Annotated in this window: 13 protein-coding genes and 3 tRNA genes; 9 read left to right on the top strand and 7 right to left on the bottom strand. The window is 71.2% G+C overall.

The features are described from left to right. Window positions 1-158: 158 nt before the first annotated feature. Window positions 159-2264 (top strand): NACHT domain-containing protein, encoded by a 2106-nt coding sequence (locus HKK72_RS19155; RefSeq protein WP_187235754.1) that lies wholly within the window; start codon window positions 159-161, stop codon window positions 2262-2264. Window positions 2265-2324: 60 nt separating this feature from the next. On the opposite strand, the gene HKK72_RS19150 is transcribed toward HKK72_RS19155, so the two are convergent. Together HKK72_RS19150 and HKK72_RS19145 are read right to left on the bottom strand one after the other, a co-directional pair. Beyond that, complete coding sequence (locus HKK72_RS19150) at window positions 2325-4247, bottom strand: phospholipase D-like domain-containing protein (RefSeq protein WP_187235753.1); 1923 nt, start codon at window positions 4245-4247, stop codon at window positions 2325-2327. Beyond that, window positions 4244-4921, bottom strand: coding sequence for a phosphatase PAP2 family protein (locus HKK72_RS19145; protein WP_187235752.1), 678 nt, complete (start codon window positions 4919-4921; stop codon window positions 4244-4246). Before HKK72_RS19145 ends, HKK72_RS19150 begins: the two co-directional genes overlap by 4 nt. Window positions 4922-5066: 145 nt before the next feature. On the opposite strand from HKK72_RS19145, the gene HKK72_RS19140 reads away from it, so the two are divergent. Both HKK72_RS19140 and HKK72_RS19135 read left to right on the top strand, forming a co-directional pair. Continuing rightward, window positions 5067-5762, top strand: coding sequence for a DNA polymerase beta superfamily protein (locus HKK72_RS19140; protein WP_315987333.1), 696 nt, complete (start codon window positions 5067-5069; stop codon window positions 5760-5762). Further along, window positions 5759-6520, top strand: a complete 762-nt coding sequence (locus HKK72_RS19135) for a nucleotidyltransferase domain-containing protein (protein WP_261986970.1) — start codon at window positions 5759-5761, stop codon at window positions 6518-6520. The genes HKK72_RS19140 and HKK72_RS19135 overlap by 4 nt, the downstream gene beginning before the upstream one ends. Here the strand turns inward: HKK72_RS19135 and HKK72_RS19130 are convergent. Beyond that, a complete protein-coding gene (locus tag HKK72_RS19130) occupies window positions 6507-7313 on the bottom strand; it encodes an ATP-grasp domain-containing protein (protein ID WP_187235750.1) in 807 nt (268 codons plus the stop codon). The two genes, HKK72_RS19135 and HKK72_RS19130, sit on opposite strands and share 14 nt — an antisense overlap. A gap of 284 nt (window positions 7314-7597) precedes the next feature. Here HKK72_RS19130 and HKK72_RS19125 point away from each other — a divergent pair. The 5 genes from HKK72_RS19125 (at window position 7598) to HKK72_RS19105 (ending at window position 13117) form a co-directional block, all read left to right on the top strand. Beyond that, window positions 7598-7684, top strand: a tRNA-Ser gene (locus tag HKK72_RS19125). A gap of 11 nt (window positions 7685-7695) precedes the next feature. Continuing rightward, window positions 7696-7768, top strand: a tRNA-Met gene (locus HKK72_RS19120). Window positions 7769-7821: 53 nt separating this feature from the next. Beyond that, window positions 7822-7894: transfer RNA gene (locus tag HKK72_RS19115), tRNA-His, on the top strand. 272 nt (window positions 7895-8166) lie between these two features. Beyond that, window positions 8167-10863: a cellulose binding domain-containing protein gene (locus tag HKK72_RS19110; protein ID WP_187235749.1), complete on the top strand. Its 2697-nt coding sequence runs from the start codon at window positions 8167-8169 to the stop codon at window positions 10861-10863. Window positions 10864-12043: 1180 nt separating this feature from the next. Further along, a complete protein-coding gene (locus tag HKK72_RS19105; RefSeq protein WP_187235748.1) occupies window positions 12044-13117 on the top strand; it encodes a DNA glycosylase AlkZ-like family protein in 1074 nt (357 codons plus the stop codon). Window positions 13118-13194: 77 nt separating this feature from the next. On the opposite strand, the gene HKK72_RS19100 is transcribed toward HKK72_RS19105, so the two are convergent. From HKK72_RS19100 to HKK72_RS19090, 3 genes are all read right to left on the bottom strand, one after another. Continuing rightward, on the bottom strand, window positions 13195-14517 hold the full coding sequence (locus HKK72_RS19100) for a citrate synthase (RefSeq protein WP_222720879.1): 1323 nt from the start codon (window positions 14515-14517) through the stop codon (window positions 13195-13197). 265 nt (window positions 14518-14782) lie between these two features. Next, window positions 14783-14977 (bottom strand): hypothetical protein, encoded by a 195-nt coding sequence (locus tag HKK72_RS19095; RefSeq protein WP_187235746.1) that lies wholly within the window; start codon window positions 14975-14977, stop codon window positions 14783-14785. A gap of 211 nt (window positions 14978-15188) precedes the next feature. After that, window positions 15189-17387 (bottom strand): MMPL family transporter, encoded by a 2199-nt coding sequence (locus HKK72_RS19090; RefSeq protein ID WP_187235745.1) that lies wholly within the window; start codon window positions 17385-17387, stop codon window positions 15189-15191. A gap of 152 nt (window positions 17388-17539) precedes the next feature. Here HKK72_RS19090 and sigJ point away from each other — a divergent pair, with 152 nt between their 5' ends. Beyond that, window positions 17540-18499, top strand: a complete 960-nt coding sequence (sigJ, locus tag HKK72_RS19085) for an RNA polymerase sigma factor SigJ (protein ID WP_187235744.1) — start codon at window positions 17540-17542, stop codon at window positions 18497-18499. Between the two features lie 32 nt (window positions 18500-18531). Here the strand turns inward: sigJ and HKK72_RS19080 are convergent. Next, window positions 18532-19299 (bottom strand): polysaccharide lyase family protein (locus tag HKK72_RS19080; protein WP_187235743.1); only part of this gene is annotated, 768 nt, incomplete at its 5' end.

Raw genomic sequence — 19299 nt, 5'->3', positions numbered from 1 at the left:
TTCAGGCCGGATGTGGCCCCGACGCCAACCAACCGCCTCGCCGGGGAGTCTCAGGCGCCGGCGCGAACGAATCGAGATCTTTTTCGAGGAGGATCCATAGAGCGGCGACAGGCACGAGGATCTGAAGAGTGTCGACCGGCGGATGGGATGGTGCGCGGATGAACAGAACCGTCAAGGTTCTGGCGGCGGTCGTCTACGCGGCGCTGGCCGTGCTCGTTTTCCCGGTGCTCCAGGGCCTGCTGGGCAAGCCTCTGGAGAGCTGGGCGGGCAAGCACGGCCCGATCGTGGTCGTCATCGCGCTCGTCCTCGGGGCGCCCTTGGTCGTGTTCACCGCCCGCCAGTTGCTGCGCGGCGACTCCCGCCGGGCGGGCGGCTCCCTGCCCGAGGTGATGAACAGGCTCGCGCGGGTCGTCAGGGACAAATGGCGGAAGGAAGCGAAGAAGCGCGACGTGTACGGCCATGGGGTGCTGCTGCCCGGCCACTGGTCGCCGACCGGGCGAGACGTCACCGACGGGACCGGCGCCCATGCCGCCGGCGCGGAGCGGGTCCGGCTGGACTCGCCCGGGGCCATGGTGGCGGCGTTCCGGCGGCAGCAGGCCCCGAGGCTGGTCGTGCTCGGCGAGCCGGGGGCCGGCAAGTCCACCGTGGCCCTGCTGCTGACCCTCGGGCTCCTGAACGAGCGGGTGGCGGAGGCCGACGCCGCGGAGCACGGAGAGAGCACGGAGCCGGTGCCGGTGCTCCTGACGCTCGCGTCCTGGGACCCCGGCGGGGAGTCCCTGGACGCGTGGGTCAAGCGCCGCCTGGTGGAGGACCACCCGTTTCTGCGGGATCTCCCGGTGCGGTACGACGGTGAGGACGTTCTCCAGGGACTGCTCGACGACGGCGCGCTGCTCCCGGTGCTCGACGGGATGGACGAGATCAAGCGAGAGCGCAGGACGGAGATGATCACATTCGTCAAGCGTTCCCGGCTGCCGCGTCTGGTCCTGACCTGCCGCGCGCGGGAGTACGAACGGGCGGTGGCCGACGGGCAGGACACTCTCGCGGGAGCGGCGGTCATCGAGCTGGAACCGGTCGTGCCGGCGGACGCGATCGAGTTCATCTCCCGGGGGCTGCACCAGCGGCGCAGGGAACGCTGGCAGCCGGTCTTCGACAGCCTCCGTGACCGTCCACGGGGCCCGCTGGCGCGGGCGTTCTCCACCCCCTTGATGATCTCGCTGGCGCGTCAGGTCTACCGGGGCCGGTCCACCGATCCCGGTGAGCTGGCGGACGAATCGCGGTTCCCCACGCGGGCCCGGATCGCGGGCCACCTGCTGGAAGGCCTCATCGCCACCGCGTTCCCGAGCCACCCCGCCTCCGAGCGGCAGAGATGGAAGGGCGACGACGCCAGGAGGTGGTTGACCTGCCTCGCCGAGCTGATGCACGGCCGCCACGTGAGCGAGATCGCGTGGTGGGAGCTGTCGCAGCTGGCGCCGCGACCGGTGCGGATCCTCATCGGGCTGGCCGGAGGAGTCATGGGGGGTGCCGCCATCGGTCTCGGGTTCGGCGGTCTCGCGGCCCATCGCGCCGAGAGCGCGGTCGCCGGCTGGGCGGTCGGCGGGGCTTTCGGGCTGATCACCCTGATCGTGCTGGGCATCGCCTCGGCAAGGAACGCCCCCGCGCCGTCGGTACTGCATTTCGGGGTGACCGGCCGGCGTCGTGCCGCGCTGGCGAGCGGACTGATCGTCGGGGCGATCGGCGGCGGGGTGGGACTGCTCCTCGGCGGGCCCGGGTTCGCCGTGGTGGTCGGCATGCTGTGCGGCGGGCCGATCGGGCTCGTCTACGGCCTCGCCGCTCCCGACGCCACCGAGGACGCGGTGGCTCCGCGGCACCTGCTCGTACAGGACAGGCGTGTGGCGCTCACCTTCGGCATGGTGTACGCGCTCACGGTCGGGATGGTCGGCGGGTACGGGATCGCCCCGCCGTTCGGCGTCGTCATCGGGGCCGCCGCCGGTCTGGCGGGCGGCCTGATGTACGGCCCGGTCTGGGCGTTCTCCCTGGACAAGGGCAAGGCGGGAGTCGTCTCCTGGCTGCACCTGCTGGTGGTCCGGCTCTGGTACGCGCCGAGGGGCAGACTGCCCTGGCGGCTGATGGACTTCCTTGAGGCGGCCCACGACAGGGGCGTGCTGCGCCGGTCGGGTGCGGTCTACCACTTCCGGCACGCCTTCCTGCAGGACGTCCTGGCCGGCGTGCCGCCCCGGCCCGAGAGCACCGCCGCCGACGACTGAGTCCGGCCGCCGGGACCTCCGGCACGGTCGTGCCGACCGGCGGCCCGCCGGGGACGGGGCTCAGCGCCAGGCGCCGGTCCGGAACGAGAACGACCGGAACCGGGTGTGGACCTGGAGACGCCCGGTGTCCACGCCGAGGGCGCGCAGATATCCTGCGGGCCGGTGACCGCCGGGCGCCGGGACGCCGCCGGTGTGGGGATAGGGCAGCACTCTCGGATCCCGTACCGAGGGTTCGGGTCCCCGCAGAGCATCGAGCTTGAGCTCGGCCCGCCGCCGCCACAGCTCGAGCCAGCCGCCCTCCGGGGGCCGCGCGAGGGCCGGGTCGCCGGCGCTCGGGTAGCCGAGGTGCTCGGCCCACAGGTCCCGGCGGAGCCGGGCGGCCTCCTCTCCCGCGCAGGTGACGTTGACCTCCGTGGCTCTGGCCTGCCAGGGGTCGCCGCCTCCCGCGCCGCCGAACAGCCGCGCCAGCCGGACGAGCGGCGGCCGGTACAGCTCGTGCTCGCCACAGGTCAGCGACAGCCCGTCGAGGTTGGCCGAGCCGACGGTCAACCATTCGTCGTCGACGATGGCCACCTTGGAGTGCACGTGGTCGCGCAGGATCCGGGTGCGGCCGACGGCCTTCTCATGACTCCACAGCGTGAAGAGGCCGGCACGGTGCCGGTCATCACCGAGCCCGGTGAGGAGCCGCTCGATGGCCCGGCGCTGCCAGCGGACATAGTGCGGGACGTCCGGCCTCATGTTGATCAGTGCGATCAGCCGCAGCCTCGGAGCCCTCTTGAGCGCGTCGATCAGCGCGTCGACCATCTCCGTACAGGTGAGGTACTGGTTCTCGAGATAGACGTAGTCCCGGGCCGTCGCCAGGGCCCGCAGGTACGACTCGTGGATGCCGGTCTCTCCCACCGGCAGCCCGGCATACCGGCCGGCACCGCGCAGAGTGCGGGTGACCTGCAGTGTGGCCGCGCCCGGCGGTCCGCCGGCCGCGGGCGGCCGGAACGGCGGCATCGCGTCGCCCGCGACGGGGCGGCAGCGGTCCCAGTGCAGCCGGACGGTCCGGTCGAGGTCGGCGACGGCCGGCCCCTCGATCCGGACGCTCACGTCGTGCACCGGCGCGCGGAGGGAGCTCCGCCACCGCAGGTGCCCGCGCCGCGGGTCATCGATCAGGTGTTCCCGGCCGTCGAAGTACTCCTGCGCGAACACCGAGCCCACGAGGTAGGCGACCCGGTCGTCGATCACGTACACCTTGCCGTGGATCGGCAGCGTCTGCGGTGTCCTCAGGCGGCGCAGCCGTACCCGCCGCAGGGGGTCGCGGGTGCGGAAGAAGCGCTCCACGGGGTGCGTGGTGTTGGCGGGGGACAGCGCGGGGGTCACGTGGTTGAGCACCAGGTGGACGTCGACGCCGCGCCCGGCCGCCGCGAGGAGTCGTTCCTCCAGCCGTACGCCTGTGACCGGTCCACCACCGTGGACGGGGTCGCGCGCGAAGCCCATGCGCACGTGGGGGACGTCGAGCATGAACAGCAGCCCCCGGACCGACGACTCCGCCCCGGCGATCTCGTCGGCGAGGCGGCCCCAGGCCGCCTCGTTGTCGACCAGGAATTCGACCGCGTTGCCGTGGGTCGGCGGCGGGCCCTGGCCGGCTGCCCACCCGGAGTCCAGGCGCGTTCGGGCGGGCAGCATGGTCAGGGCGCCGGGCCCGCGCCGCCACAGCGCGGCGAGCCGGTCGCGGACCGCCTGGTCGGCGAACTCGTGGCCCCGTCCGGCGCGGCGGAGCAGGCCGCGAGCGGTCATGGCGTCGAGCAGGGCCTGATCCGGCGCGAGCCGCCGGCGGCGCGGCGTCCACAGCCGCGGATCCCACGGGTTCGGGCGGTAGGGGGCACCGGGCGGCCGAGCGGCCAGCCAGCCCAGCCGGCGGCGGGCCGCGCCGGCGGTGAACGGATCGTCCCCGCACGCCTCGTCGATGCCGACGTCGAGCTCGTCCGGTGTCATGGGCCGGCGTGCTCGCCGTTCCTCCGGAGCGGCACCGGCCCTCCGGTCAGACGGCGCGCTGCCAGGCAGGCCGAGACGGCCACCACCACCCCGCCCGCCACGTCCGCCACATAGTGCTGATGCACGAAGATCGTGGAGAGCACGATGAGCCCGCACCAGGCCGCCACGTACCGGCCGATCCGCAGCCGAAACCACATCCAGTGGATCCCCATCAGCACCGAGAAGGCCGTGTGCAGGCTCGGGAAGCAGTTGTAGGCGTTGTCGCCGCCGTACACGAACCGCAGCATCGCGGAGAACACGTCGTCGCCGGTCACGCTCGGCCGCGGCACGTGCGTCTGCGCGAAGGCGTAGAACAGATAGGCGACGATCAGCGTCAGGACGGCCGCGAGCAGGGCGGACCGCGCGATCCGCGCCGACTTGAGCAGGAACGCCGGGAGCGTCACGGCGGCCACCACGAAGATCGACAAGTAAGGGACGACGAACGGCTCGACCAGGGGAATCCGCTCGTCCAGCCAGGTCTTCAGCACCCACCGCTCGGGACCCTGGTTCAGCGGCCCGTACAGCGTGAAGAGGCCGGCCAGCACCGCGACGAGCATGATCACGATCACAAGATCGCGGCGGCTCTGGTGGTGGATGCCCTGTCCGGAAGGCTCCGGGCGGACGGCCGTTTCCATGTTCCCCCTCGGGCGCGTGCACCGTACGACGGCCGATCACTCCGTTCGGTTCCGCCGAGCCTACGGGGAGCCGAACGGGCCGTCACGGGGCGCCGGATGGGAAACGCGCTGGCACCCTCCGACCCGACTAGGCCAGGCTGGTGCCGTGAACGATCTCGGGGAGCGGCTGGTGCGCGAGCATACGGTCCTGTCGGTCGTGGTCGGCTCGCGGGCGTACGGGCTCGCGATCGAGGGCAGCGACGTCGACCGGCGGGGCGTGTTCGTCGCGCCGACACCGCTGTTCTGGCGCTTCGACAAGCCGCCGACGCACGTGGACGGGCCCGGTCCGGAGCAGTTCTCCTGGGAGCTGGAGCGCTTCTGCGGCCTCGCGCTGGACGCCAATCCGACCGTGCTCGAATGCCTGTGGTCGCCGCTTGTCGAGCAGATCACCGACGTCGGTCGGGAACTGGTCGCGCTGCGCGGTTCGCTGGTGTCCCGGCACGCCCACCGCACGTTCCTGCGGTACGCCGACAGCCAGTTCCAGCGGCTCAGGGCGGACCTGCGCACCCGCGGTGAACCGCGGTGGAAGCACGTGATGCACCTGCTGCGGCTGCTGATCAGCGGCCGGCACCTGGTGGAGCACGGCGCTCCGCTGGTCGACGTCACGGACTTCCGCGACCGGCTGCTGGCCGTACGGCGGGGCGAGGTCGGCTGGGCCGAGATCATGGCATGGCGGTCGGAGCTGACCGCCGAGATGGAGGCGGCGCTGGCGCGAAGCCCGCTGCCGGCCGAGCCCGACCGCGCCGCCGCCGAGGAGTTCCTGGTGTCGGTCCGTCGCAGATACGTGGAGGTGGACGGTTGAGACTGCCCGAGGGGGTCATGGCGAGCACGGAGGCGGAGCACCCGTACCCGCGCGCGTTCATGACGGTGAGCGGCGCGCACCTCTACGGCTTTCCCTCCGTCGACTCCGACATCGATCTGCGCGGTGTGCACCTGCTCCCGCTCGAGGAGGTAGTCGGCCTCACGCGGGGACAGGAGACGGTCACCTGGACCTTCGACCAGTCCGGTGTGGAGATCGACCTGGTCACACACGATCTGGTGAAGTTCGGCCAGATGCTGCTGACCCGCAACGGTTACGTGCTGGAACAGGTCATGTCACCACTGGTCGTGGAGTCCGGGCCGATGCACGAGGAGCTGAAGGCGCTGGTGCCGTCGCTGGTCACCCGCATGCACGCGCACCACTATCTGGGCTTCGCGCGCAACCAGTGGAGCCTTTTCGAGCGCAAGGCCGAGCTCAAGCCGCTGCTCTACACCTTCCGGGTGCTGCTGACCGGCGTCCACCTGATGCGCACCGGTGACGTCGTCGCCGACCTGAACGCGCTCGCCGCCGAGTACGGACCGGCCTATCTGCCCGAGCTGATCGAGGCCAAGCGGGCGGCCGAGCACGCGCGGCTCGCCGCCGACGCCCCGGACCGGGACCGGCTGGGCGCCGACGTGGTCGCGCTGACGCTCCGGCTGGAGGACGAGCGGGACTCCTCCGCGCTGCCCGAGGAGCCGCCGTCCGCCGGCCCCCTGAACGATCTGGTCGTGCGGACCCGTCTCGCGGCTAGCCGCCTGTGACCTCGACGGGGTCGAGGACCCATGGGGCGTCCCCGGGCTGGAGGCGGTCGCGGCTGACGCAGGCCCGGGCCAGCACGTCGAGGACGCGCCGCGGCTCGCAGCCGTAGATCCCGGCTCCCCAGGCGCTGTTGGCCTCGATGACGGCCCAGCCGCGCCCGCGCACCCGCCCGATGTCGATCACGATTGCGGGCGGCATCGACACGTCCTTGTCGGCCAGCAGTTCCTCGGCGTACGCGGCGGCCTGCCCGGCGTCGCCGGCGTCGGCCTGCCAGGTGCCGTCCGCGCTGAGGGCGAACCTGCCCTCACGCAGGTACGGCGACATCGCGGCGATCCGCCGGTCGAGCACGAAGCACCGGAACTCGACCTCCCAGGCGACCGGCTCGGCGGTGAACACCGGGGTGTCATCGGGCTGTGCCTCGGTGGAGGGCAGTTCGGCGTCCGGCCCGTACACGGCGCCCTCGAAGCCCTTGCGGCCGTCGGCCGGCTTGACGAACACCGGTTCCCGTACGGTCCGCGCGTGGCCCATGGTGGTCAGTTCGATCGTGCGCCGGCGGTGCCGTTCCGGCAGGCCGAGCAGCCAGTCGAACGGCGCGTCGATCAGCGCCCGGCCGAGCCCGGCCGCGATCACCTCGACGAACAGCGGTTCGCCGTAGAGCACCACGTCGTGGTCTCGCAACCGGTCCGGCGGCCGCCAGCCACCGAGCCGCTCCACCCTCCATCCCGCCGCGACGGCGGCCGCGCGCAGGTCCCTGGAATCGGAGGTGTACCGCGGAGACAACACGAGCGTGGGCACGGAGGCGGGCCCCTTCCTCATCGGCTTCGTGTGTTTCGACGCTCATTTAGCGCTCAAGGTTGCCCTTCGTCCGCGTTCGGCCGCCGAAAAAGGCGTTGCCGCTTCGTGTGCGGTTCCGGCATGGTGAGACAAGCGCGGCGGAGACCGCGCCACGAAACCGCGAGGGAGGCACCGGCAATGCGACGCACGCACACCCATCAGGGAAGCCTGCGGCACGCCATGCGCGACCGGAGTCACCGCACGTGGTCATCGCGCCTGAGTTGATCGGCTTTCTACCCGGTTCTGGAGGGTTGGCCGAGTCCGGTAAGGCAGCGGCCCGCTAAGCCGTGGTCGGGTTCACCCCCGCGCGAGTTCGAATCTCGCACCCTCCGCTTTTATCCATGGCGGGTAGGGACGCTGGTGCGTTCGGCGGTCTCATAAGCCGCGGCAGGCAGGTTCGATTCCTGCACCCGCTACGAAATTGAGGTTTCGCCGGGCCGTACTTCTGTACTGTGCGTGCTCGGTCATGGCGGCCGTGGTGTGGTGGTCTGCACACCAGGTTGTGGCCCTGGAGGTTCTCGGTTCGATCCCGGACGGCCGCCCTGTACGCTCGATCCGCCGATGTGGCGGCGTCGAATTCGAATCGAATCGACACCCATTCCGCCGGGCGATTATCGAGCCTTATTGACACTGCCCGATCAGCGTGTGAAAGTCGGCATTGTTCACGCGAAAGCCGCCGGAAAGTCCTCGCGCGAGTAGAGCCCTCGCGCGAGTTCACCCCGCGCATCTCGCTCATGCACGCCCTCGGCGTGGCGGTCGTCCGGGCCCGTCCCTGACCGTGCGTGGCGGTTGCCCATCAGACAGGGAACCGTCCATGCGGAAGAACCTCGTCAGCGCGCTCGCGGCCATGCTGGCCGCGGCGCTCGCCGCGGTGATGGCGCTGGTGGCATACGCCGCCGGCACCACGCCGGCGTCGGCGGCGGCCGCCGACACCTACTCGTGGAAGAACGTCCAGATCGCCGGCGGCGGCTTCGTACCCGGCATCGTCTTCAACCAGGGTCAGAAGGACCTGATCTACGCGCGCACCGACATCGGCGGCGCCTACCGGTGGAACCAGGGCTCACAGAGCTGGACGCCGTTGCTCGACTGGGTGGGCCAGGCCAACTGGGGCTACAACGGCGTCGTGAGCCTGGCCACCGACGCGGTCGACCCGAACCGCGTCTACGTCGCCGCGGGGATGTACACCAACAGCTGGGATCCGAACAACGGCGCGATCCTGCGGTCCACGAACAAGGGCGACACGTGGCAGACCAGCCCGCTGCCGTTCAAGCTCGGGGGCAACATGCCCGGCCGGGGCATGGGCGAGCGCCTCGCCATCGACCCCAACCGAAACAGCGTGCTCTACCTCGGCGCTCCCAGCGGCAACGGTCTGTGGCGCAGCACCGATTCAGGGGCAACCTGGTCGAAGGTCTCCAACTTCCCCAACCCCGGCAACTACGCACAGAGTCCGGGCGACGCCTATCTCGGCGACAACCAGGGCGTCGTCTGGGTGACCTTCGACAAGCGGACCGCGACCGCCGGCAACCTCACCCAGACCATCTACGTGGGCGTGGCCGACAAGCAGAACACCGTCTACCGCACCACCAACGGAGGAACCTCCTGGGAGCGGGTGGCCGGACAGCCGACCGGCTACATCGCGCACAAGGGCGTGCTGGACACCACGAACGGCTACCTCTACCTCGCCACCAGCGACACGGGCGGGCCGTACGACGGGGCCAAGGGCGACGTGTGGCGCTACGCCACCGCGACCGGGACGTGGACACAGATCAGCCCGATCCCCTCGAGCAGCGCCGACGACTACTTCGGCTATAGCGGCCTGACCGTCGACCGGCAGCGGCCGGGCACGCTCATGGTGGCGACGCAGATCTCCTGGTGGCCCGACGTCATCTTCTTCCGCAGCACCGACAGCGGCGCCACGTGGACCCGGGTGTGGGACTTCACGAGCTATCCGAACCGCAGTTTCCGCTACAAGATGGACATCTCGGCCGCGCCGTGGCTGACGTTCGGTACCAACCCCGCACCTCCGGAGACCTCACCGAAACTGGGCTGGATGACGGAGTCCCTGGAGATCGACCCGTTCAACTCGGGCCGGATGATGTACGGCACGGGCGCGACCGTCTACGGCACCACGGACCTCGGCCAGTGGGACTCCGGCGGCCAGTTCACCATCAGGCCGATGGCGAAAGGCCTGGAGGAGACCGCGGTGCTCGACCTGGTCAGCCCGCCGTCCGGGGTTCCGCTGGTCAGCGGTCTCGGTGACATCGGCGGCTTCAGGCACAACAACCTCGACGCCGTGCCGGCGATGATGTTCACCCAGCCCGGCTTCACGACCACGACGAGCCTCGACTACGCCGAGACCAACCCCAGCGTCATGGTGCGGGCCGGCAACTTCGCCGACGCCGACCGCCCCAACGACAGTCACGCGGCGTTCTCCACCGACGGCGGGGCGAACTGGTTCCAGGGCACCGAGCCGGGCGGGATCAACGAGGGCGGCACGATCGCGGCGGCGGCCAACGGCAGCCGGTTCGTGTGGGCTCCCAAGGACAGTCCCGTGGTCTACTCGGTCGGCTTCGGAAACTCGTGGACCCACGCTTCAGGTGCTCCGCAGAACGCGGTCGTCGAGTCCGACCGGGTCAACGCGAACAAGTTCTACGCCTACAGCGCCGGCCGGCTCTACGTCAGCACCAACGGCGGCCAGAGCTTCGCGGCGACCGCCGCGACCGGGCTGCCGTCGTCGGGCGTGCACTTCAAGGCGGTGCCCGGCCGAGAGGGCGACCTCTGGCTGGCCGGTGACACCGGGCTGTTCCACTCCACCAACTCGGGCGCGAGCTTCACCAAGGTGGCGGCCATGTCGAAGGCCCTGAACGTCGGTTTCGGCAAGGCGGCGCCGGGCCAGACCTACCCGGCCGTCTTCGCGGTCGGCACCGTCGACGGCGTCACGGGGGTCTTCCGCTCTGACGACGCCGCAGGCACCTGGGTGCGGATCAACGACGACCGCCACCAGTACGGCAACATGGGCGAGGCGCTAACCGGCGACCCACGTGTGTACGGCAGGGTCTACCTCGGCACCAACGGCCGCGGCGTGTTGTACGCCGACCGGACCGGCGGGTCCACCACCCCGCCCACCCCGACGCAGACCCCCACCCCGACGCCGACTCCCACGCCGACGCCCACCGATCCGCCGGCGAGCGGTGCGTGCTCGGTCGCGTACACCGTGACCGGCGAGTGGGGCGGCGGCTATCAGGCAGAGGTGACGATCACGAACACCGGTACGTCGGCGGTCAACGGTTGGAACCTCGCCTGGCGGTTCCCGGACGGCCAGCGGATCACCCAGACCTGGGGCGCCGCGCACACCCAGACGGGCGCCGACGTGACCGCGAAGAACGCCGGTTACAACGGGACCGTCCAGCCGTCCGGCACCGCGACGTTCGGCTTCATCGCCGACCGATCCGCCTCGAACGGCGAACCCGCTGCCTTCACGCTGAACGGCACGGCCTGCACCGTCCGATGACCGCGAGCCGAGCCGCCCCCGCCGCCACAGGCGCGGGGCGGCTCGGCCGAGAATGCAGGGCGGCTCGGCCGAGAAGTGCGAACACCCCATGTTCCCCTCGGGATTGGGGACGACGGCGTCTCGCCCGAAAGCCGCCGTGATCATGCAGTTATTCGCGTGCCCGGCCAGCCGGCGGGCGGGTACGTACGACCAAACCGCATGATCACGCTGGAGCATGGAGGCTATGCCCGGCAGACGGGCGGGCAGTGGCCCCGCTACCAATGCAGTTTCTGGCTCTGAGGTCGCTTGCCGTTTGAGGCTTCCCGCTCTGTGGCCGTGCGTCATGCTCCTTGTCGAAATCGGCCGCCCGGGCTCCGACGGCTGGCCGAAGCGTGTTCGGTGTCGGCGTATGCACGACGCGGGGTGGCTCTTGGTGGTGCATATGCCGACACTGAAGGTTGCTCGGTTCTTGTTCTCGGCGCGCGGGCACGAACGCAGGCAAATGCCTGAGCGTCCTTGCGCCGATGACTGCCTGATCAGGACTGGTCGACAGCCGTGCGCCGTTCTAGCTGTCACGATCCGAGTCGATCAAGGATTCGGGCGCGCCCAGGTGCTCAAATCGTTGATCGACTGTGGCCTCGTCGCCGCAAGAGACACGTGGCGGCGAATAACTGCATGATCACGGCCGAAGGGGGAGCGCCTCGCGAAATGCCGGCGTCCACTCCTCCCGTGATCATGCAGTTGTTCGCGTGCTGGGGCTGTCGCGGGCGAACGGCTGCGAGCAACTGCGTGATCACGGGCGGAGGGGGATCGCTTCGGTGGTGATCACGCAGACGTTCGCTGGGGGCTCGCCCGAGGACCGCGAATAACTGCATGATCACGGTGGTGTTCGGGAGCTACTGCGTGATCACAGCAGTGGGCGGGAGCATGCATGATCTGGTGGCTGTGGGGCTGTGGGGCTGTGGGGCTGTGGGGCTGTGGGGCTGTGGGTTCTAGTCGATCAAGGATTTGGGCGCTCCCCGGTGTTCGTATCCTTGATCGACTGCGGGCTGGGGTGACGCACGTGACGCTCTGGGATCCTTGGCATCTAGCATCGCCTGCATGGCACAGCCGGGCGGGGGTGCCGCCGCGGTGTGGGTGGCTGCTCTGAGAGCGCTTAGAGGGGACGAATTTGGTACTCGAGGTCGATCGCGAACGGGTAATGGCGTACCGCGTGGCCGCGCACGGTCTGGACCGGAAGGCCGGTGACCTGGAGGATCTGGCGGTGTTCGACCTCGGCGTCCAGGACACCCCGTCGGGTTCGGCGCGGCCGGCCCTGGCCGCGCGGTCGGCGACGCCGCCTGCCGGCGATCTCGAGGGGCTCTCGCTGGTGTGGACCTTCCGCGGCGCGCCGCACCTGCACAGGACCGCGGACCTGCCCGGGCTGGCGACCGCGCTGTGGCCGCTGAGCGACGCGGACGCGACCGCGCGGTTCACCAGTACGCGGATCAAGGAGGGCGCGCGGCTCGGGCTGGCGGCCTTCACGGCCGCCGCCGAGGCCATGCGCGAGGTCGTCGGCGAGCCCCGGCCGCGGGGCGAGGTCAGTACGGAGGTCACCGCCCGGATCCCGGCGTCACTCACCTACGACTGCGTGCCGTGCAAAGCCCGGCACGTCTCCGGCGCACTGTTCCAGCAGGTCGGGCTGCCGGCCGGCGTGCTCGTCCAGCCCGGTACCTCGCCCGCCGTCCTCGCCCCGATCGCCGGCCGGCCGGAGGTGCCCCGTGAGGCGGCAGGCACTGCGGCGCTCGTCGAGGCCTACCTGCGGTTGCACGGCCCGGCCACCCTCGCTGAGGTGGCCTCGTACATCGGTACCACCCAGCGGGAACTGGCGCCGGCGTGGCCGGACGGGCTGGCGGAGGTACGGGTGGACGGACGGCGCGCGTGGCTGCCCGCCGACCGCGTCGACGTGCTGCGTTCGGCGGCCGCTCCGAGCCTGGTGCGGCTGCTGCCGCCCTCCGACCCGTTCCTGCAGGCCCGCGATCGCTCGCTGCTCGTGCCCGACAAGGCCCGCCACTCGGAGCTCTGGAAGGCGATATCGAAGCCCGGCGCGCTGCTGGTGGACGGCGAGATCGACGGCCTCTGGCGGGCCCGGAAGGCGGGCCGGACCAGGTTGGAGATCACGGTGACGCCGTTCCGGTCGTCGGCGGCCCGCGTCCGCGCCGCGATCGAGGAGGAGGCCGGCCGGGTCGCCGCCGCCCGCGGCGTCACCGACGTCCGGGTGCTCTTCGACGGGTGACCGGGCCCCGTCCGGCGATCGGCCCGTGTCCAGGCCACCCCGCCGGCCGGGCTCGCCCGGTCACCGGCCGCGCCGAGTCACCGCTCGTCGACGCCCGCGTAGTGCCGCTCCGTCGGCCCGACGTAGACCTGGCGGGGCCGCCCGATCTTCAGCGCCGGGTCGGCCATCATCTCGCGCCACTGCGCGATCCAGCCGGGGAGACGGCCGAGCGCGAACAGGACGGTGAACGCGTTGGTCGGGAACCCCATCGCCTTGTAGATGACGCCGGTGTAGAAGTCGACGTTCGGGTAGAGCTTGCGCTCGACGAAGTAGTCGTCGTTCAGCGCCACGTCTTCGAGCCGCATCGCGAGGTCGAGCAGCGGGTCGGACTTGCCGAGCCGGTCCAGCACCTGGCGCGTCGCCTTCTTGACCACGGCGGCGCGCGGGTCGTAGTTGCGATAGACCCGGTGCCCGAAGCCCATCAGCTTCACGCCGGGCTCCTTGTCCTTGACCCGCCGTACGAACGCGTCGACGTCGTCGCCGCTCTGGTGGATCCGTTCCAGCATCTCCAGCACAGCCTGGTTGGCGCCGCCGTGCAGCGGGCCGAAGAGGGCGTTGACCCCTGCGGACACCGACGAGAACAGGTTCGCCTGGCTGGAGCCGACGAGCCGCACCGTCGAGGTCGAGCAGTTCTGCTCGTGGTCGGCGTGCAGGATGAACAGCATGTCGAGGATCCGGGCGATCTCGGGGTCGGCCTCGTACGGAACCGTCGGCAGCCCGAACGTCATGCGCAGGAAGTTGTCGACGTAGCCGAGGGAGTTGTCCGGATAGAGCAGGGGCTGGCCGATGGAGGTCTTGTAGGCGTAGGCGGCGATCGTCGGCAGTTTGGAGATGAGCCTGATGCTCGAGATGTCGACCTGCTCGGGGTCGGACGGGTCCAGGCTGTCCTGGTAGAAGGTGGACAGCGCGCTCACCGCCGACGACAGCACCGCCATCGGGTGCGCGTCGCGGGGGAACCCGGAGAAGAACGCCTTGAAGTCCTCGTGCAGGAGGGTGTGCTCGCGGATCCGGCCTTCGAAGCTCGTGAGCTGTTCGGGCGTGGGCAGCTCACCGTAGATCAGCAGGTAGGCCACCTCGACGAAGGACGACCGCTCGGCGAGTTCCTCGATCGGGTAGCCGCGATAGCGGAGGATGCCGGCCTCACCGTCGATGTAGGTGATGGCGGAGGTACAGGAGGCGGTGTTGACGAAGCCGGGATCGAGGGTGACGTAGCCGGTCTCCTTGAGCAGCGACCCGATGTTGAGCCCGGACGGCCCGTCCGTCGCGCTCGTCACTTCCAGGGAGATCCGTCCACCTGCATGGTTGAGCTCGATGTCTGACACGCTGTCCCCTACTCTGGCCGGTTTACACCTGTCGAACATACCGACACCGTGGGTGGCGGCACATCGGGGGGCCACGTCATTTGGCCGGAGTCGTCCCGATTCTGACGTAGAGCGGCCCTGGCCGCCTCTGAGGAGCGGCAAGGGCGTGCGCGATCACCATAGGCGGTACGCGCGGATCGTCGTCTGGTCGACCTCGTCGCCGTTTCCGCCGTCCGCGTGCACCCGGATCGAGACGAATCCGGACCCGGTTCCCTTCGGGGATGCACGACGTCGGCAGTCCGTCGGTTGACGCCGCGTCGGGGCTCTATCCGAAGGGAACGCCTCTGCGGTCGATGCCGGTCACGGTGTGCCGGCCGGGCTCGCGCACGGCGCCGACCGCGACGGTGAGGCGTCGCCGCCCGTCCGCCGAGGTCGCGGTCAGCCGGCCGCCGTACCGCCCGTCGGAGCTCTTGGCCGGGTCGGCGGTGAGCGTCGTGACGGCGGTGCCCCGGGGCGGCACCGTGACCTCGGTGCGGATCGCCGGCCGGCCGACCGGCCTTCGGCGGGTGCCGCCGCTGCCGGGCCCGCGGCGGCCACCGCGGCGGCCAGTACGACCGCCCAGAGCACTGCCGTTCTTCGTCGCATCGCCCGAGTACTCCCGTCACGAGATACGCCCTCGCGGGCTACGTGGGTACTCGCCCGATCGGTGCGGGATACTTCTCGGGTCCTCGTCAGGCCGGCGCGGTGACCGGCTCGCGGGCCACCTCCTCGACGTTCTCGCGCAGGCCGAAGCGTGCGTGCACGCGGCGCAGCGGCTCGGGCGCCCACCACGTGGCCCGCCCGCCGAGCCGCATCATCGCGGGCAGCAGCGCTCCCCGCACGATCGTGGCGTCCATGAGCACGGCCAGCGGCAGGCCCACGCCGAACGCCTTCATGAACGTGACGTCGGAGATGAGGAACGCGAGGAAGACGATCGAGATCAGCACCGCCGCGGCCGTGACGATCCGCCCGATGCGCTCCAGACCGAGCGCGACCGCGGTCGTCGCCGAGCCCGTACGGTCGTACTCCTCCCGTATCCGGGAGAGCAGGAACACCTGGTAGTCCATGGCCAGACCGAACGCGAGAGCGAACAGCATCACCGGAACCGTGGCGACGGTCGTGCCGGTGACGGTGAAGTCCCCGAGCAGGCCTGACAGGTTGCCGTCCTGGAAGATCCATACCAGCGCGCCGAACGTCGCCGTGAGGCTCAGGGCGCTGAGCAGGAGCGCCAGGAACGGCACCAGGACGCTGCCGGTGAGCAGGAACAGCAGGACCAGCATCACGGTGACGACCAGGCCGAGGGCGACGGGCAGGCGTTCCGTCAGGGCGGCCGTGGAGTCGTGGTTCTGGGCCGCCGTCCCGCCGACCAGCACCTCGAAGGGCGCGGGTTCGGTGCGCAGGTCGCGGACGAGGCGATCGGCGGCCTCCTCGGTGGTCCCCGCGGCCGGGATCACGGAGAGGAACGTGGCGGCGCCGGCGGTGAACCGCCGGTGCTCCGGTCCGATGGGCGCCACCGGCCGGCCGCGCTCGAAGCCGCCGGCGGCCGAGTCGACCCGGGTGACGTGCGGCAGCAGCGAGAGCCGGGCGGCGTAGGGGCCGACGGCCGCCTGGCCGGTGCCGGCTCGCGGGGCGACCACCTGGAGGGCGTTCTGCTCGCCCGGGTCGAAGTCGGCGCGCAACGTGGCGGCCACCTGCCGGGACGTCGCCGATTCGGGCAGCGTCCGCTCGTCCGGGTACCCCAGCCGGACCCCGAGGAAGGGAGCCCCCAGCAGCAGGAGGAGGAGCGTCGCCGCCGTCGCGATCGGCACCGGGCGGCGCATGACCATGAGCGCCAGCCGGTGCCAGAACCCGTCCTCGGCGCTGCGCCGCGGACGCCTGGTCTTCGCGATCCGCGGTCCGCAGACGGCGAGCAGGGCGGGCAGCACCACCAGCGACGCGACCGCGGCGAGCAGCGCCGTCACCACTCCCGCGTACGCCATCGACCGCAGCGCCAGCATGGGGAACGCCGCCATGGCCGAGAGCGCCACGGCGACCATGACGGCCGAGAAGACGACGGTGCGGCCGGCGGAGCGCATCGCCGCGCCGATCGCCTCGGCGTGCGCGTCCCCGGACGACACCTCCTCGCGGTATCGGTTGACGATGAGCAGGCTGTAGTCGATCGCCAGGCCCAGGCCGATGAACGTGACCACGTTCGCCGCGAACACCGACAAGTCCGTTGCGCTCGCCAGAACCCACATCAGGCCCAGCCCCAGCAGCATCGTCACGAGTGCCACGGCCAGCGGGAGCAGGGCGGCCACGACGCTGCCGAAGACGAACACCAACGCGACCAGCGTCAGCGGCAGAACGATCATCTCGCCCATCGCGACGTCCTCCTTGGTCTGCGCGTTGAGCTCGCGCTGGACCATCGCGTCGCCCCCGACCCGCACGTCCAGACCGTCGCGCGGGCCCTCGTACCGTGGGAGCAGCGTCTCGACCCGCCGGTCCACGGCGCTGGAGTCACCGCCGACCGACGCGAGGACCAGGGCGCTCCTCCCGTCGTCCCCGCGCAGCGGCGGGAGCCGGCCGGCCGTCCAGTAGGACGTGACGTTCGTCACTCCCCGCTCGGCCGCCAGCCTTCGGGTCAGCGCGGTGCCCGCCGCCGCGGCGGCCGGATCGTCCACCCCCGCCTTCGCGCGCACCAGCAGGATCAGGTCGGGCCGGCCCTGCCCGAGCACGTCCTCGAGGACGGCCGTCGCACGTGCGGACTCCGAGCCCGGGTCGTCGAAACCCCCGCCCTTCAGCTTGCCGAACAGCGTCGACCCCGCCAGCGCGCCGACGATCGCGAGCAGTACGACGGCGGCGAGCACCGGCCTGCGCCTGCGCACGACGAACGCCGAGAGTCTTGCGAGCATCCTGGTCTCCTCCCGTCTGGGGACCACCCCCACGAATGCCTAAGAGTCGGCGCGCGCCCCGAATGTGACATGGCCGGCCGAGGCGCATGTCACACTCGCCCACCGGCCGCCGTCTCAGTTGCGGAGCGCACGTCTGACAGGGGAGGCGGCCGGTGACGGCGGAAGAGGAATCGGGCACGGCGCAGGACGGCCGGGACGACGCGGCGGCGGAGGATTTCTTCACCCGGCACCGGGAACTGCTCTTCGCGGTCGCCTACAACATCCTCGGCACGGTCTCGGACACCGAGGACGTCCTGCAGGAGACCTGGCTGTCCTGGACGTCGGCGCGGCGGTCCGCGATCGCCGACCCGCGCTCCTATCTCGTCCGCATCGCCGTCAACGAGGCGCTGGGCCGCCTGCGCCGGGCACGCGGCAGGCGGGAGGTGTACGTCGGCCCGTGGCTGCCCGAGCCCCTGGTGACCAGGCCGCCCGAGACGGGGCCGCACCCCGCCGAGGACGTGGCCGAGGCGGTCGGCCGCGCCGAGTCGGTCTCGCTGGCGCTCATGGTGGTGCTCGAGACGCTGACGCCGCTGGAGCGCGCGGTGTTCGTCCTGCGGGAGGTGTTCGGGTACGAGCACGTCGAGATCGCCGAGATCCTCGGGCGGAGCCCGGCCGCCGTACGACAGCTCGCGCACCGCGCCCGTGAGCACGTCCAGGCCCGCCGCCCGCGGTACGAACCCGATCCCCGCGTACGCCGGGCCGCTACGGACCGGTTCCTCGCCGCGTCCCTCGGCGGGGATCTGGGCGCCCTGATGGAGGTGCTCGCGCCCGACGTGGCCCTGTGGACGGACGGCGGCGGCAAGCGGCGGGCGGCGCTGCGGCCGATCGAGGGCAGAGAGAAGGTCGCGCGTCTCCTCGTCGCCCTGTCCGGCATGTACGCCGGGGACCTCGACGTCCGGCACGTGGACGTCAACGCCGCACCGGCGGCGGTGGTCTTCGGCTCCGCCGTCTTCGCCGTGCTCGTCGTCGACCTCGATCCGAGAGACGATCGCGTGTGCGGCATCTACGGCGTGATCAATCCCGACAAGCTCGGCTCCGCCAGGGAGGCATTGTCGATCGTCAGCTGCCCTTGACCGGCCGCGGTCCGACACGTCGTGGGCGGCCACTAGCGCTCGAAGACCCCGATGGCGTCGTACACGTGCCAGGAGCCGGTGTTCTTGTCGATGGTCAGCACGTTCTCGCCGGCGACCAGAGCCGCTGTGGGCAGCGCGAACTCGACGTACGACGGCTTGAGGACCGTGCCCGGCAGCGTCGCGTCGCCCTCGAGCGATCCGCGCGTGGCGCCCCGCTCGAGCGGCACCTCGCGCACCTGGGTCCCGTTGAGCGCGAAGACGGCCGCGCCGGGACTCGACGCGTGCGTGTCGATCAGCCACATCGCCAGCCACGGCGCCCCCGCCGGCACGGCCTCCAGCCGGAACCGGAACGTGAAGCGGTGCGATCTGCGTCCCGCCCACGAGTCCATCGGCCCGGGGTGGATGTACGACCAGCCCGCCTCGGCGCCCGGGCCGGCGGTGACGTCGACGCCTCCGGGGAACCGCGCCGGGAACTGCGCGGAGCCGGCGGGGGCGAGGGCGAGCTCCAGGCTCTTGTGGTCGAACGAGCCGACGGTCGCGAGCGGGCGGCCCGGCACGGTGACCGACTCGGTACTGGACCCCGAGAACTCCGGGCTCGGGCGGCTGCGGTCGCCGGCCGCGTCGACGACCACCACCCGGTAGTGCCACGTGCGCGACCGTCCGCCCATCCCGTTGTGGACGAACGTGCTGTACACCGTCTTGGCGAGCAGGGTCTGCGGGTCGATCGGAAAGCCCGCCGACTCGGAGCCGTACACCGCGTAGTGGTCCACGAGCGGCTCGTACGCCTCGCCCTCCCAGGT

This window comes from Actinomadura sp. HBU206391 (assembly GCF_014323665.1).
GTDB lineage: Bacteria > Actinomycetota > Actinomycetes > Streptosporangiales > Streptosporangiaceae > Actinomadura_C.
This window is presented reverse-complemented; position numbering and strand designations above follow the sequence as displayed.

Bases quoted from the DNA above. Each gene is read 5' to 3' on its own strand.
- HKK72_RS19155 (WP_187235754.1), top strand. From the start codon at position 159: ATGAACAGAACCGTCAAGGTTCTGGCGGCGGTCGTCTACGCGGCGCTG.
- HKK72_RS19150 (WP_187235753.1), bottom strand. From the start codon at position 4,247: ATGACACCGGACGAGCTCGACGTCGGCATCGACGAGGCGTGCGGGGAC.
- HKK72_RS19145 (WP_187235752.1), bottom strand. From the start codon at position 4,921: ATGGAAACGGCCGTCCGCCCGGAGCCTTCCGGACAGGGCATCCACCAC.
- HKK72_RS19110 (WP_187235749.1), top strand. From the start codon at position 8,167: ATGCGGAAGAACCTCGTCAGCGCGCTCGCGGCCATGCTGGCCGCGGCG.
- HKK72_RS19105 (WP_187235748.1), top strand. From the start codon at position 12,044: ATGGCGTACCGCGTGGCCGCGCACGGTCTGGACCGGAAGGCCGGTGAC.
- HKK72_RS19100 (WP_222720879.1), bottom strand. From the start codon at position 14,517: ATGTTCGACAGGTGTAAACCGGCCAGAGTAGGGGACAGCGTGTCAGAC.
- HKK72_RS19090 (WP_187235745.1), bottom strand. From the start codon at position 17,387: ATGCTCGCAAGACTCTCGGCGTTCGTCGTGCGCAGGCGCAGGCCGGTG.